Here is a 14,677-nt window from a genome sequence, read left to right on the forward strand (position 1 = left end):
GTAGTGGTTATAGCACAGAAATCTGTGCAGATTGGAGATAAAATGACAAAAATTGATATTATATCAGGCTTTCTTGGTGCCGGTAAGACTACTCTTATTAAGAAACTTTTGAAAGAGGCTCTTGCCGGAACAAAGGTCGTACTTATTGAAAATGAATTTGGAGAGATTGGAATCGACGGTGGTTTCCTTAAGGAGGCCGGCATTGAGATAACAGAGATGAATTCAGGATGCATCTGCTGCTCGCTGGTTGGTGATTTCGAGACTTCACTGAAGCAAGTTATGGAGCAGTATGCACCTGAGAGAATCCTTATCGAGCCTTCAGGTGTAGGCAAGCTTTCAGATGTTATGAGAGCTATCCAGAATATCGCCGATGCTGACGAGAACATGGAGCTTAACAGCGCCGTTACAGTAGTAGATGTATCAAAGGCTAAGGTATACATCAAGAACTTTGGTGAGTTCTTTATCAATCAGATCGAGAATGCCGGAACAATCATTCTTACAAGAACTGATAAGGCTGATCAGGCTAAGATCGAGACAGCTGTAGAGCTTATCAGACAGCACAACGACAAGGCTACTATTATCACAACTCCACTTGATCAGATCACAGGAAAAGAAATTTTGGATACCTTCGAGGGTAACAATGACCTTGAGGCAGAGCTTCTTAAGATGGTTATGGAACAGGAGCATGAGCATCATCACCATCATCATGATCACGGCGCTCACAAGATCGTTGCTGAGGATGGCTCAGTAATCTATAGCGCTCATCCTGACGGAGAGTGCGATGACGAGGAGTGCGAGTGCCATCACCATGATCATGACCATGAGCATCATCACCATGACGAAGATGATCACGAGCACCATCATCACCACGATCACGATGAGCATGAGCATCATCACCATGATCATGACCATGAACATGAGCATAACCATCATCATGATGCAGATGACATCTTCATGAGCTGGGGTATGGAGACTCCTCTTAAGTACACTAAGGAAGAAATCGAAGGTATGCTTTCTAAGCTTGAGGATGAGGAGACCTTCGGAATCGTTCTTCGTACAAAGGGTGTTGTTCCTTCTGTTGACGGCGCATGGATCGAGTTCGACTATGTTCCCGGCGAATCAGATGTAAGAGATGGAGCAGCAGACGTTACTGGTAAGTTCTGCGTTATCGGCTCAGAGCTTAACGAGGACAATCTGCAGAAACTGTTCAGAAGACTTTAATTTGTTGAGAGGGAACCGAATTGATGAAGCCCGTATATATTATTAATGGATTTCTTGACGCGGGAAAGACAGACTTTTTCCGCTATACAATAGCTCAGCCCTACTTCCGCACAAAGGGTAAGACCCTTCTTATCGTGTGCGAGGAGGGTGAGAATGACTACGAGGAGAAGCTCCTTAAGAACACTAATACAGTTTTAGAGGTTATCGAGGAAGAAGAGGACTTTAATCCCGAGGCCCTCATGAAGCTGGATGCCAAGTACAATCCGGAGCGTATCCTTGTGGAGTACAACGGTATGTGGAACTTCAAGAATATGAAGCTCCCTATCATGTGGAAGCTGGAGCAGCAGATCACAGTTGTTGATGCTTCCAGTTTTGAGCTGTACTTCAGCAATATGAAATCTCTTTTGGCAGAGCAGATCAGAAACTCAGACCTGATCCTGTTTAACAGGTGTGACGGTATCGAGGATCTTGCTTCCTATAAGAGAAACGTTAAGGCCATCAACCAGAAGGCAGACATTATTTTTGAAGATATGAACGGTGAAGTGGATGTAACTCTCGATGAGGATCTTCCCTTCGACCTTAATGACGATCCTATCGATCTCAACAACTACGGCTATGGCATGTTCTATCTGGATGCACTTGACCACGTTGAGAGATATGAGGGAAAGAATGTCCGTTTCAAGGGAATGGTCTTAAAGCCTGAGGAGTTCGGCGATACAAGATTTGTTCCCGGAAGAATGGCTATGACCTGCTGCGCCCAGGATATGCAGTTCCTTGGCTTTGCCTGCGACTACGACAAGGTAAAAGAGCTAAAGGAGAAGGACTGGGTACTTGTAACAGCTAAGGTTGTAAAACAGTTCGTTGAGGAATACAAGGGCGAAGGCCCTGTGCTCCAGGCTATTTCTGTGGAGCCTACAACTGCTCCTGAGAATCCGGTTATCGATTTCTCTAATCCAGAGCAGTAATATTTCGATCAGAGGTTTGCTAGAATGTTTAATTATCAACCACCTCAGTGGTTATTCTTATTCTTTTTCTACAGCTTTGTCGGCTGGTGTTTTGAAACGGCTTATGTAACAATTCATGAAAAGCATTTCGTAAACAGAGGGTTCATGCGTGGACCCTTTTTGCCGTTGTATGGATGTGGCGGAATAATGATGCTTGTGGTGTCGAAGCCCTTTTATGACAATGTGTTTCTGGTCTACCTGGCTGGATGTGTCGGCGCTACGGCTCTTGAGTATATTACCGGTGTTTTGATGGAAACTCTTTTCAAAGTCCGGTACTGGGATTATTCCCATAAGAAATTCCATTACAAGGGGTATATAAGCCTGGAATCTACTCTTTGCTGGGGACTTTGTACCGTTATCTTTACCCATTATCTGCAACTTCCCATAGAGAAGATTCTTTTATCAATCCCCTACAGAGTGATCTCTGTTGTGACCATTGTCACCACAGCCATTATGAGTGCAGACTTCGTGCTGGCATTCAAGACCGCACTGGATCTTAAAGATGTTCTTATATACATGGAGAAGGCCAAGGCTGAGATGTCCAGAATGCAGAAGCGCCTTGATGCCATCATTGCCTTCAAGGGAGAGGATGTTCGCGAAGGTATTGAGGCAAGAGTTGATGGCATAGGAAATGCTGTTGGCGGAATTGGCAGTGCAGTTGGATCCAGAGTTGAAGGATTAGGAAATGCAGTTGGCAGCAAAGTGGGTGCTATTGGTTCCGGAATCGGAAACAGAATGGAAGCCATCAGTGATAACCTTGAGAAAACCTTTAACATTGTAAGAGAGAAGATGAAGCTGGAACCGGCTTCTTACGTGGGAAATGCAAGAGAAGAAGTTGTGGAGCTCTATGCCAAGTACAGAGTTATGATGGCAAGATTTACTCCCGGACCTGTTAAAAATTTCTTTGAGTGGTACAGAGAGCGTACTATCGCAGGAAACCCTACAATGTCATCACCTGAGTACAGTTCAAGTATGGAAGAAGTGAAGGAGAAAGCAAAGCGAGGTCACTCGAATCCTTAAAGGGATGTAATGATATACGGATTGCTCCGATTCGTGATTCTTTTTTCCTCATGTTTGTTCAGGTTGCTAAAAAAAGAGGTCTGACATGCAAGTATGTCGGACCTCTTTATTTGCAACGCTTATATCATTACATCTTGTTAACAGCAAGAGCAAGTCTTGAAACTTTTCTTGAAGCTGTGTTCTTCTTGAATACGCCCTTTGACTCAGCCTTGTCGATTGCTGATGTTGCAGCAAGGAGTGCCTTAGCAGCCTCTTCCTTATTGCCAGCTTCGATAGCAGCTCTAACCTTCTTGATCTCTGTCTTAACTGCAGACTTGATCATCTGGTTCTGTGCAGCCTTCTTCTCGTTAACTAATACTCTCTTCTTGGCGGATTTAATATTTGCCATAATTACCTCCGAAATTATCAATGTGTTATTGTATATTATATGTTCGTGTGCGCATTAAGCCGGACACGGACAGTTAATGCCACATACGTAGAAATATTTTAGTTTAAATTGCTGTGACTGTCAATAGAAATATGATATAATTCAGCGTACACATTTTTATTATATGAAATACAGAGGAATATACAGTGGATCAGAGTAAGATTAGAAATTTTTGCATAGTTGCACATATTGACCATGGTAAGTCAACTCTTGCAGATCGAATGATAGAGAAGACCGGAGTTCTCACTTTAAGGGAGATGCAGAACCAGGTCCTGGATAATATGGATATTGAGCGTGAGAGAGGAATCACCATTAAGTCTCAGGCAGTAAGAATGATCTATAAGGCTAAGGATGGTGAAGAGTATACCTTCAATATGATAGATACTCCCGGTCACGTAGACTTTGGATATGAGGTTTCAAGAAGTCTTGCAGCCTGTGATGGTGCAATCCTTGTAGTTGATGCAACTCAGGGAGTAGAGGCTCAGACCCTTGCTAACGTATATATGGCATTGGATCATGACCTGGATGTTTTCCCGGTTATCAATAAGATCGATCTTCCAAGTGCCATGCCCCAGGAGGTCAAGGACGAGATTGAGGATGTTATAGGTATAGAGGCCCAGGATGCGCCACTTATTTCTGCAAAGAACGGAATCAATATCGAGGACGTTCTTGAGGCTGTAGTCCACAGGATCCCAGCTCCGGAAGGAGACGCTACAGCGCCCCTTAAGGCTCTTATCTTTGACAGTATCTATGATTCCTACAGAGGCGTTATCGTTTTTGTAAGGGTTCGTGACGGTGTCATCAGAAAGGGCATGAAGGTTCAGTTCATGGCCACCTCTGCTGAGGCAGAGGTTGTTGAGGTTGGTTACTTCGCTCCCGGAAGATTTGTTCCCGGTGATGAGCTTACAGCCGGCGATGTGGGATACTTCACTGCTTCCATCAAGAACATTCAGGATACAAGAGTCGGTGATACAGTAACAGATTCCGCAAGGCCCTGCGAGGCAGCCCTTCCCGGATACAAAAAGGTCATGCCTATGGTTTACTGCGGTCTTTATCCTGCAGATTCCGCTCATTATTCAGATCTTCGTGATGCTCTGGAAAAGCTCCAGCTCAACGATGCTTCTTTATTCTATGAGCCGGAGACCTCACAGGCTTTGGGCTTTGGATTCAGGGCAGGCTTCCTTGGACTTCTTCATCTTGAGGTTGTACAGGAGAGACTGGAAAGGGAGTATGACCTTAACCTGGTTACTACAGCTCCTTCCGTTGTATATAAGGTCCATAAGACAGACGGAGAAGTATTTGATCTGACCAATCCTACCAATCTTCCTGATCCTTCAGAGATTGATTACATGGAAGAGCCTATCGTTAACGGCGAGATCATGGTTACCACAGATTACGTTGGTGCCATTATGCAGCTTTGCCAGGAGAGAAGAGGAAAGTACTTAAGTACTGATTATATTGAGCAGACCAGAGCTATCCTTAAGTATGAGCTTCCACTTAATGAGATCATCTACGATTTCTTTGATGCCCTTAAGTCACGTTCAAGGGGATACGCTTCTTTTGACTATGAGCTCAAAGGCTATGAGAAGTCAGACCTTGTTAAGCTGGATATCCTGATCAACAGAGAGGAAGTGGATGCCCTTTCCTTCATCGTACATAAGGACGGAGCTTACGAGCGCGGCAGAAAGATGTGCGAGAAGCTTAAGGAGGAGATCCCAAGGCATCTGTTTGAGATACCTATTCAGGCTTCCGTCGGCGGAAAAGTCATTGCCAGAGAGACTGTAAAGGCTTATAGAAAGGACGTTCTTGCCAAGTGCTACGGTGGTGATATCACCCGTAAGAAGAAGCTTCTTGAGAAGCAGAAGGAAGGCAAAAAGAAGATGCGCCAGATCGGAAACGTAGAGGTGCCACAGTCCGCATTCTTAAGTGTCCTTAAGCTTGACAATGCAGACTGATCTAAGGTGGTACAAAAATGAGTAAAGACCTCTCAATTTATGTACATATACCGTTTTGTGTAAGGAAGTGCAATTATTGCGACTTCCTTTCCTTTTATGCAAAAAAAGATGTGGTGGAGATGTACTTCGAAGCGCTTAAGAAGGAGATAATGCTGTCGGCTAAGGGTGGCGATCTTTTGGTGAAGTCCATATTCTTTGGCGGAGGAACACCTTCCTTTGTGGAGGCGGAAAAGATATGTGACACCCTGAAGACTATTCAAAGCTCTTTTGCTGTTGCAGAAAATGCGGAGATCAGCATAGAAGTAAATCCTGCGTCGGCTATGTCTGATAAGCTTATTGCCTATAGAGAGGCAGGCTTTAACAGGCTCAGCATCGGAGCTCAGTCCCTTGATGATGAGGAACTTAAGGTGCTTGGCAGGGCCCATACCGGCGCTATGTTCTTTGAAACCTTCGAAAATGCCAGAAAGGCCGGCTTTGACAATATCAACGTGGACGTCATGAGCGCCCTTCCAGGGCAGAGCCTTAAGTCTTATGTTCAGACTCTTGAGAAGGTTCTTTCCCTGAAACCTGAGCATATCTCGGCCTATAGTCTGATCCTTGAGGAGGGAACACCTTTTTATGACATGGAGCTGGACCTTCCTGATGAGGACACCGACCGTGCCATGTATCACGAGACAAAAGAGATACTGGACAGATTTGGCTATCACCGCTATGAGATTTCAAATTATGCCCTTGGGGAACAGGATGATCCAAAATATGAGTGCTACCACAATAAGGTTTACTGGAAGCGTGGGAATTACCTTGGACTTGGCATAGGTGCAGCCTCCATGGTAGATAATGTGCGCTGGAGCAATGTAAGAGACATACATCTCTATGTGGATGCACAAATGTCTAAAGTTGACCGTGAGATCCTTTCCCCTGAAGCGCAAATGGAAGAATTCATGTTCCTGGGGCTTCGCCTGGTAGAAGGCGTCAGCATTGAGGAATTTAAACGACAGTTTGGCAGGGATATATGGGAAGTTTACGGCGAGGTAATCGATAAATATGCTGGTCTGGGGCTTCTGGAGTATAGCCGGTCAGAAGCCGGCCGTGAGAGCGTGGAAAACACATACCTTCGCCTCACAGACAAGGGCCTTGATGTGAGCAACACCGTCATGGCTGAATTTATTCTTTAAATATTTATTAAATTGTGAAAATATTAGCACACTTTCCCTATTTATGTTAAAATCTAAATTAGGTTAATATGCTTGTTTGATAATATAGGGTGACTGTGTTCTATGGAAGAAAAAGACATCAAAAAGCTACTTTCCTCTGTTCAGGAGGGAAGCATATCTATAGATGAGGCGGTGCTTAAGCTAAAGGAAGCACCCTTTGAAGACATGGGATTTGCACGGCCTGATCATCACAGAGCCCTTCGTCAGGGAAAGCCTGAAGTTATCTACGGCGAGGGTAAGAACCCGGATCAGATTCTGAGCATAGCTGAGAACTTTTTATCGCATGGACAGGGAAGGGTTTTGATAACCAGAATGTCCAAGGATAAAGTGGATTTCTATGCCCAAAATAAGACAGAGATCTCCCACGGTTTTGTCTATGACGAGATGTCCCGGATTGGAATTGCCCTTGGAAAGGATTTTTCAGGTGAAAAGCTCTTTTCCGGATCTGACACCTACCTTAGCTATGGCGAATACAAAGAGATTTTCAAAGAATCCTTATCTGAGCTTAAGGGCAAGATAGTCATAGCAACAGGCGGAACCAGTGACATTCCTGTGGCGGAAGAGGCTGCAATTACAGCTGAGTTCTATGGGAACAAAGTGGTCAGGCTTTACGACATTGGAGTTGCAGGCATTCACAGGCTCTTTAACAAGGAAGCCATGGATGAGATCATGACTGCTAAGACGATAGTAGCCATTGCAGGTATGGAGGGAGCTCTTGCCAGCGTAATAGGTGGCATTGCAGACTGTCCTGTTATTGCAGTTCCGACCTCTGTGGGCTATGGAGCATCCTTTGGAGGGATATCAGCTCTTTTATCCATGCTGAATTCCTGTGCCAGCGGAGTGAGCGTCGTGAATATTGACAATGGCTTTGGAGCCGGATTTTTGGCGAGCATGATCAACCGGAATTGAGAGAGAATGGAGTAATAGTTAGTGATGCAATTGGTTTCAAAAAAGTTTAAGAAGACACTTTCAGTTGTTGCCCTGGTGCTTATCCTGGCTATGGTACTTGGAACAGTAGCAAGTGCTCTTACAGGATGTGGAGCAGCCGGGAAAACTGATAACACCAAGATAAGAGTTGCAGCTTTAAAGGGAGCAACCACCATAGGAATAGTGAACCTTATAGCTGACACGGAGCTGGGAGACCCAAGCCTTGATCTGGAGTTTACAATGTATACTCAAGGGTCAGACGTCATGGCAGCAATGGTAGCAGGTACCGTAGATATTGGCCTTGTTCCTTCAAACGTGGCAGCTGTCATGAACAATAAAGTTGAAGGCGGAGTTTCAGTAATAGACATCAACACATTGGGAGTTTTGAACTGTCTGTCAGGAGATGAGGCCATCAAGACTGTGGCAGACCTTTCCGGAAAGACAGTCTATATGACAGGCCAGGGAGCTACACCTGAATACACAGTAAGGTATCTGCTTCAGGAAAATGGCGTAACTGACTGTGATATCCAGTTTAAGTCAGAGCCAACAGAGATAGTTTCTATATTTGCCGCTGATCCTAATGCTGTTGCGATTCTTCCTCAGCCCTTTGTCACAGCAGCACTTGCTCAGACTGAAGGTCTGAAGATCGCATTTTCACTGGATGATGAGTGGGCAAAGGTCAATACAGACAGCAAGATAGTAACAGGAGTCACTGTGGTATCCAACAAGTTCCTTAAGGAACACAAGGCTGCAGTTGATGCATTTATAGGGGCACATAAAGAGAGCGCAGATAAGGCAGTAAATGATGTGGAGACCACTGCTAAGCTGGTGGTATCACAGGGAATCATGGCCAAGGAGCCACTTGCAGTAAAGGCTATTCCAAACTGCAACGTTGTTTGCATATCAGGATCTCAGATCAAGGAAAACCTTGCTGGATATTTCAAGGTACTGTTTGAACAGGATCCTAAGTCCGTGGGAGGATCACTTCCCGGAGATGATTTCTACTACGAGGGATGAAACGGATGCAAAAAGTCGTTAAGCGAGTAATCCCTATCGTAGCATGGCTGCTTATATGGCAGCTGGTGGCAATCATTGTACATAATAAGATACTACTGGCGGGACCTTTTGAAACAGTGAAGGCGTTGGCTGCTCTGGCCGGAACCTCTGAGTTTTGGACCAGTGTAGGTGAGACTACAGGAAGGATCCTTCTTGGTTTTCTTGTTGGATCAGTAATTGGAATACTGCTTTCCTACGCAGCATATAAGAATTCTGTGATAGAGGATTTTTTAAAACCCATAGTGATCACCCTTAAGTCGGTTCCTGTGGCCAGCTTTGTGATTCTTTTGCTGATATGGTTTGGAAATAAGGGCATTTCCACAGTTATATGCGCAATGGTGGTTTTCCCTATCCTGTACATGAATACTCTTGAGGGCTTAAAGAGCACTGATGTTAAGCTCCTGGAGATGGCAAAGGTCTTCAGAATGCCGGGGGATCGGGCAGTAAGATTTATTTATCTGCCTCAGCTTAAGCCTTTTTGGAAGAGCGCCTTTAAACTGGCGATTGGCATGAGTTTTAAGAGCGGAATTGCTGCCGAGGTTATCGGACAGCCCCTTCACACAATAGGAAACGGCTTGTACCTTTCAAAGGTCTACCTTGAAACCGGCGAGCTTTTTGCCTGGACCATAGTTGTGGTGCTCATAGCCTTTGTGTGTGAGAAATTACTGAACATAGTATTGGAATTTGTTTTATGACAATAGAGGTTAAGGATGTCTGCAAGTCCTTTGACGGCAGAAATGTCCTGAATAATTTCAATCTGAATATAGAAGAGGAGCACAGCTATGTGATCACAGGGCCTTCGGGCTGTGGAAAGACAACGCTCCTTAGGCTGATCCTGGGGCTTGATGAGCCGGACAGCGGAACAGTAAAGCTCCTTGGGGATTATAAGTATCCCTTCATTAACTCCGGAACAGTTTTCCAGGAGGACAGACTTTGCGAAGACTTTGATGCAGTCACCAACGTGACTATGGTCAGCAAAAAGGTCTTCAGAGCAACAGTCATCGAAGAGCTTAAACAGCTCCTTCCGGAAGAAGCTCTTTTTAAACCGGTAAAAGAGCTGTCGGGAGGACAAAGGCGCCGGGTGGCAATAGTGAGAGCCTGCGCCATACCAAGCGACATCCTGATTATGGATGAGCCCTTTACGGGACTAGATGAAGAGTCAAAAACAAAGGCAATCGCCTATATCCGCGATAAGCAGGGATCAGGTGCTTTGGTGATAACAGCCCATGACACCACAGGCTTGGAATTTGCCAGAACAATAAACTTAGAAACACAATGTAAGGAGATTTAAAATGGTAACAAATGATGCAAGTATGAACAGTTTTAAGCACAAGATCATGGAAGAGGTGTGCAGACTGGAGTGGAATGGAGAAAACGATCAGGATCACATTGAAGAGCTTGTGCTTAAGATGATACCAGGCCCTAAGCCTGAGTACCGCTGCTGTGTATATAAAGAGCGTGAGATTGTAAGACAGAGGATCAAACTGGCACAGGCCAAGGCTCCATCTTATAATCCCGGGTCCACCAACATAGTTCAGGTTATTGACCCTGCCTGTGATGAGTGCCCTATCTCAGCTTATTCTGTAACTGATAACTGCCGTTTCTGCATGGGTAAGGCCTGCCTTAGCTCCTGTAAATTCGGAGCAATCACTCCCGGTGATACCCACATGCATATCGATCCTGCAAAGTGTAAGGAATGCGGAATGTGCGCAAATGCCTGCCCTTACAATGCTATCGTTCATCTGGAGAGACCTTGTAAGAAGGCTTGTCCTGTAGGAGCTATCACCTATGATGAGTACGGCTACTGCAAGATAGATGAGGATAAGTGCATCCAGTGTGGTCACTGCATCCACAGCTGTCCTTTCGCAGCTATCGGAAGTAAGACCTTCCTTGTAGACATCATCAAGGAGATCAAGGCAGGAAAAGAAGTTATCGCAATGTGCGCACCTGCTACAGAGGGCCAGTTTGGTGAGGACATCTCCATGGGCTCCATAAGAGAAGGTCTTAAGAAGATCGGCTTTGCAGACATGGTTGAGGTCGGACTTGGCGGAGACATGACAGCAGCCTATGAGTCAGCTGAGTGGTCAGAGGCCTATAAAGAGGGCAGAAAGATGACAACTTCATGCTGCCCAGCCTTTATCAATATGCTTAAGAAGCACTTCCCTGAGCAGTATGAGAAGAACATGTCTTCAACCGTATCACCAATGTGTGCTATCTCAAGATACTTAAAGGCCACAAGACCCGGATGTGTAACAGTATTTATCGGACCTTGCATCGCTAAAAAGTCTGAGGCACAGGATAAATCAGTTCCAAACAATGCAGATTATGTTGTGACCTACGGAGAGCTCAGAGCTTTAATGAGATCAAAGGATGTTAAGTTTGAGCCCGTTCCTGAAGGCTATCAGGAATCATCTATCTGGGGCAAGAGATTTGCAGCCAGCGGCGGAGTTGCCAATGCTGTTATTGAATGCATGCAGGAGAGAGGTGAAGATACTTCATCCCTTAAGCTCCTCAGGGCAGCAGGCGGACTTGAATGTAAAAAGGCCCTTACACTTCTTAAGATGGACAGACTCCCTGAGGACTTCATCGAGGGTATGGTTTGTCCGGGAGGATGCGTCGGCGGACCTTCAAGACATAAGAATATCAATGATATAAATAAAGCCAGAGAGTCCCTGCTTTCAAAGGCTGATGACAGAAAGGTTCTGGAAAACCTTAAGAACTATCCTATGGATAAGTTCTCAATGCACAGAGATGGACACATGTAAACCGGATTTGGATTCACTTAAAGTGAGGCGAATATGGTACTTCTTGATCTGTTTCGGAATAATCGTGATAAGCGGTATAAGACAATGGTAATCATCAACTTTATTGTAGTGATGTTTACGTCCTGTTACATAATCAGGTATCACAATAAGCTGCTGACTATGGGCAGCAACCTGAGCCTTGGATTGGAAGGGCTGATCTATGCTTTGCGTTATTTACCGCTTATGATAGTTGCTGCTGTTGGCGGAGCGATTCCGGCTATGATGAGCGTGGTCATTGTATTTGTCCATAATTCCATTGTCTATGGCAGCTTTTCATACCTTACCTTTGTTTATCTTCTGGTGGCCTGTGTAATCGACCTTATGGCCAGGAGAAGATGGTTTGCAAAGTGGTATATGGTTCCTGTGGTAACCATATTTATGCAAGGACTGGTTGGAGCCTTTTGGGGCTTCATCCTTCTATTGCTTAGTGATTATGGTATTTATACCATTTCCTATAAGCAGATCATATTATTTTTCTTTAATGAGATGCCCGGTTGTTTTCTGGGATGTCTATTCATCTATCTGATCTATAAGTACGTTCCCGGAGATATCCTGATCTACTCCGGGAATGGAAAATACTATGTGAAGTCTTACCTTCTTACCGAAGACGAGAAGTATGTGGTGGAAGGCAAGTCCCGCATAGGCAATGTTGTTATGAGAATAATTGTCCTTGAGGCACTTATCATCGGAATCTTTGCGGAGATCGCATCCAATACACTTATTCCAACACTTCAAAAATATGATACAGTAAGTGCCCCGGCCCAGAGGTCTGTTTACAGGAAGGTATACAGCACTGACAGGGTTGAAACCCTTGTGAGCCAGAGCCTTTTAACAGAGTCACAGGAGGAAACCAGCCATTTCAGCAACATGCTGACTGGTGATGGAAGAAGCATTGTAAGTATTAAATTCAGCATCCGTCTGGCAATGCTTATCTCGACGATTCTTATTCCGCTTTCTATCTTTACAAACAGATATGCACAAAAACGAATTGCCAAACCCATAAGACTATTGTCCAAGGCTATGTCGGATATCTACAATGCAGCTGATCTGTCTTTAAGCTCCAGTGTTACGGGAGTTCACGACCTGGATATCAGGACAGGAGATGAGATAGAAGAACTCTATCATTCTGTGGATCTTACGGTGTACAGGCTTGTGGAGTACATTGACCTGGTAAGGACCAGACAGAATATTGAGGATCAGCTTGAAATAGCAAAATCCGCCAATGAAGCCAAGTCCAGATTCCTTTCCAATATCTCTCACGAGATCAGAACGCCTATCAACGCGGTCCTTGGTTTTGATGAGATGATCATCAGAGAGAGTAAGGATAAAGAGATTCTTGGCTATGCCAGAGATATCCAGAATTCGGGAAGAACTCTTTTGGCCCTGATAAATGATATCCTTGATTTCTCCAAGATCGAGGCGGGCAAGATGGAGATCGTTCCTGTGGAGTATGAGTTTGGCTCCCTTATGAACGATATCGTCAATATGTCTGAGATAAGGGCTAAGGAAAAGAACCTTAAGCTGAATGTAAATGTTAATGAGAAGATCCCTCATATCCTCTTTGGAGACGAGATCAGAATAAAGCAGTGTATCATCAACATAATCACTAATGCTGTAAAGTACACAGAGACAGGATCAGTGGATCTGGATGTGGACTACGAGGAAGTTGAGCAGGAGTCTTTGGATGAGATTCCACAGGATCAGGTTATCATCCGGATGGCTGTAACGGATACAGGAATCGGAATCAGGGAGGAGGATATGGATAAGCTTACCTCCGCCTTCGAGAGAATTGATCTTCAAAGGAACAGGACCATCGAAGGAACCGGTCTTGGAATTAGCATTGTTACCAGCCTTCTTGGCATGATGGATTCCAAGCTGGAAGTTTCCAGCGAATATGGAAAGGGGAGCAAATTCTCTTTTGCCATAAAACAGAACGTAGTGGATTGGGAGCCAATTGGTGACTTTGCAAGAAAGGTAAAAGAGTCCTTTGAGGAAGTGGGAGGCTACAGAGAATCCTTCCACGCTCCTGAAGCCAAGATACTGGTGGTTGATGATACCAGGACTAACCTTACAGTAATAGAGGGACTTCTTAAGCAGACCCAGATTGATATTGATACCGCCACCAGTGGCATGGAAGCCATTGAGAAGGTTAAACACAGTAAGTACAACATCATATTCCTAGACCACAGAATGCCTGAAATGGATGGTATTCAGACTTTCCATGCCATGGAGGAGCTGGAAGAGAACCTGAATAAGGATGTACCGGTGATTGCCCTTACAGCCAATGCTATCTCAGGTTCAAGAGAAATGTATGTGAAGGAAGGCTTTACAAACTATATGTCAAAGCCCGTTGAACCTGCAAAGCTTGAGGAGATGATCCTTTTCTATCTTCCTAAAGAACTTGTTCAGCGCCCGGGAGATGAAGGCTATGTGGACGGAGATGATAAGGGAGACGATGAGGAGAAGGCTGTTCTTCACGAACTTTTGCAGATAAAGACTATTGATGTTCACGCAGCCATTGAAAGGTGCGGATCCGCTGTGGCTGCTAAGCAGGTAATGAAGGACTTCTGGATGGCAATTGACGAGAGGTCCGGGCTTATTCAGAAGTATGAGCAGGAGAAGAATATAAAGGATTACACTATCTACGTTCATGGCCTTAAGAGCTCTGCAAAGGCAGTTGGTGCTCTTGAACTTTCCGAGATGGCAGAGTATCTGGAGAGCTGCGGAAATAATGGCAAGGCGGATGAGATTGAAAAGCTGACTCCGGATCTTTTAGAGCAGTACAGAAGCTATATAAAGAGACTTCAGCCCCTGTTTGAAGAAGATGAGGCAGATAAACCTATGATAGATCCAGAGGAACTTGAGGGTGCTTTTGCATCAATAAAAGAATTTGTGTCCGCATCATATTTCGACAGTGCAGACGATATCATGGAAATGCTTGATGGTTATGCTATTCCACAGGAATACAGAGAGAAATATCATCAGGTCAAAAAACTTCTGGCGGCAGTTGACAGAGACGGACTTTTGACTGTACTGTAAAATAGACACA

The 14,677-nt window shown here is 44.7% G+C and carries 12 protein-coding genes; 11 read left to right on the forward strand and 1 reads right to left on the reverse strand.

Translation table 11 applies throughout. The features are described 5' to 3' along the window. The first annotated feature begins 42 nt into the window (after positions 1 to 42). The 3 genes from BO18_RS11625 to BO18_RS11635 are packed head-to-tail and all read left to right on the forward strand — an operon-like array spanning position 43 to position 3,245. The gene (locus BO18_RS11625) at positions 43 to 1,221 is read left to right on the forward strand and encodes a GTP-binding protein (protein WP_034446362.1); all 1,179 of its coding nucleotides are present in this window, start codon (positions 43 to 45) and stop codon (positions 1,219 to 1,221) included. 23 nt (positions 1,222 to 1,244) lie between these two features. After that, complete coding sequence (locus BO18_RS11630) at positions 1,245 to 2,186, forward strand: TIGR03943 family putative permease subunit (RefSeq protein WP_034446363.1); 942 nt, start codon at positions 1,245 to 1,247, stop codon at positions 2,184 to 2,186. Positions 2,187 to 2,210: 24 nt separating this feature from the next. Further along, positions 2,211 to 3,245, forward strand: coding sequence for a putative ABC transporter permease (locus BO18_RS11635; protein WP_034446364.1), 1,035 nt, complete (start codon positions 2,211 to 2,213; stop codon positions 3,243 to 3,245). A 127-nt stretch (positions 3,246 to 3,372) separates the two neighbouring features. Here BO18_RS11635 and rpsT read toward each other — a convergent pair whose 3' ends face one another. Then, a complete protein-coding gene (gene rpsT / locus BO18_RS11640) occupies positions 3,373 to 3,633 on the reverse strand; it encodes a 30S ribosomal protein S20 (protein ID WP_034446366.1) in 261 nt (86 codons plus the stop codon). A 185-nt stretch (positions 3,634 to 3,818) separates the two neighbouring features. Between rpsT and lepA the strand changes: the two genes are divergently transcribed. From lepA to BO18_RS11680, 8 genes are all read left to right on the forward strand, one after another. Further along, positions 3,819 to 5,627: a translation elongation factor 4 gene (gene lepA / locus BO18_RS11645; RefSeq protein ID WP_034446367.1), complete on the forward strand. Its 1,809-nt coding sequence runs from the start codon at positions 3,819 to 3,821 to the stop codon at positions 5,625 to 5,627. A 17-nt stretch (positions 5,628 to 5,644) separates the two neighbouring features. Next, positions 5,645 to 6,802, forward strand: a complete 1,158-nt coding sequence (gene hemW, locus BO18_RS11650) for a radical SAM family heme chaperone HemW (RefSeq protein ID WP_034446369.1) — start codon at positions 5,645 to 5,647, stop codon at positions 6,800 to 6,802. Positions 6,803 to 6,904: 102 nt separating this feature from the next. Then, positions 6,905 to 7,750: a nickel pincer cofactor biosynthesis protein LarB gene (gene larB / locus BO18_RS11655; RefSeq protein ID WP_034446371.1), complete on the forward strand. Its 846-nt coding sequence runs from the start codon at positions 6,905 to 6,907 to the stop codon at positions 7,748 to 7,750. Positions 7,751 to 7,774: 24 nt separating this feature from the next. Further along, a complete protein-coding gene (locus BO18_RS11660) occupies positions 7,775 to 8,785 on the forward strand; it encodes an ABC transporter substrate-binding protein (protein ID WP_034446373.1) in 1,011 nt (336 codons plus the stop codon). Positions 8,786 to 8,790: 5 nt separating this feature from the next. Continuing rightward, a complete protein-coding gene (locus BO18_RS11665; RefSeq protein WP_185752410.1) occupies positions 8,791 to 9,519 on the forward strand; it encodes an ABC transporter permease in 729 nt (242 codons plus the stop codon). Further along, positions 9,516 to 10,115, forward strand: coding sequence for an ABC transporter ATP-binding protein (locus BO18_RS11670; protein WP_034446376.1), 600 nt, complete (start codon positions 9,516 to 9,518; stop codon positions 10,113 to 10,115). The genes BO18_RS11665 and BO18_RS11670 overlap by 4 nt, the downstream gene beginning before the upstream one ends. Position 10,116: 1 nt before the next feature. Beyond that, positions 10,117 to 11,589 carry a 4Fe-4S dicluster domain-containing protein gene (locus BO18_RS11675; protein ID WP_034446377.1) on the forward strand — a complete coding sequence of 491 codons (1,473 nt, stop codon included), beginning with the start codon at positions 10,117 to 10,119 and terminating at the stop codon, positions 11,587 to 11,589. A gap of 33 nt (positions 11,590 to 11,622) precedes the next feature. Next, complete coding sequence (locus tag BO18_RS11680; protein WP_051688677.1) at positions 11,623 to 14,667, forward strand: response regulator; 3,045 nt, start codon at positions 11,623 to 11,625, stop codon at positions 14,665 to 14,667. Positions 14,668 to 14,677 lie beyond the last annotated feature (10 nt).

The organism is Butyrivibrio sp. AE2032 (genome assembly GCF_000702965.1).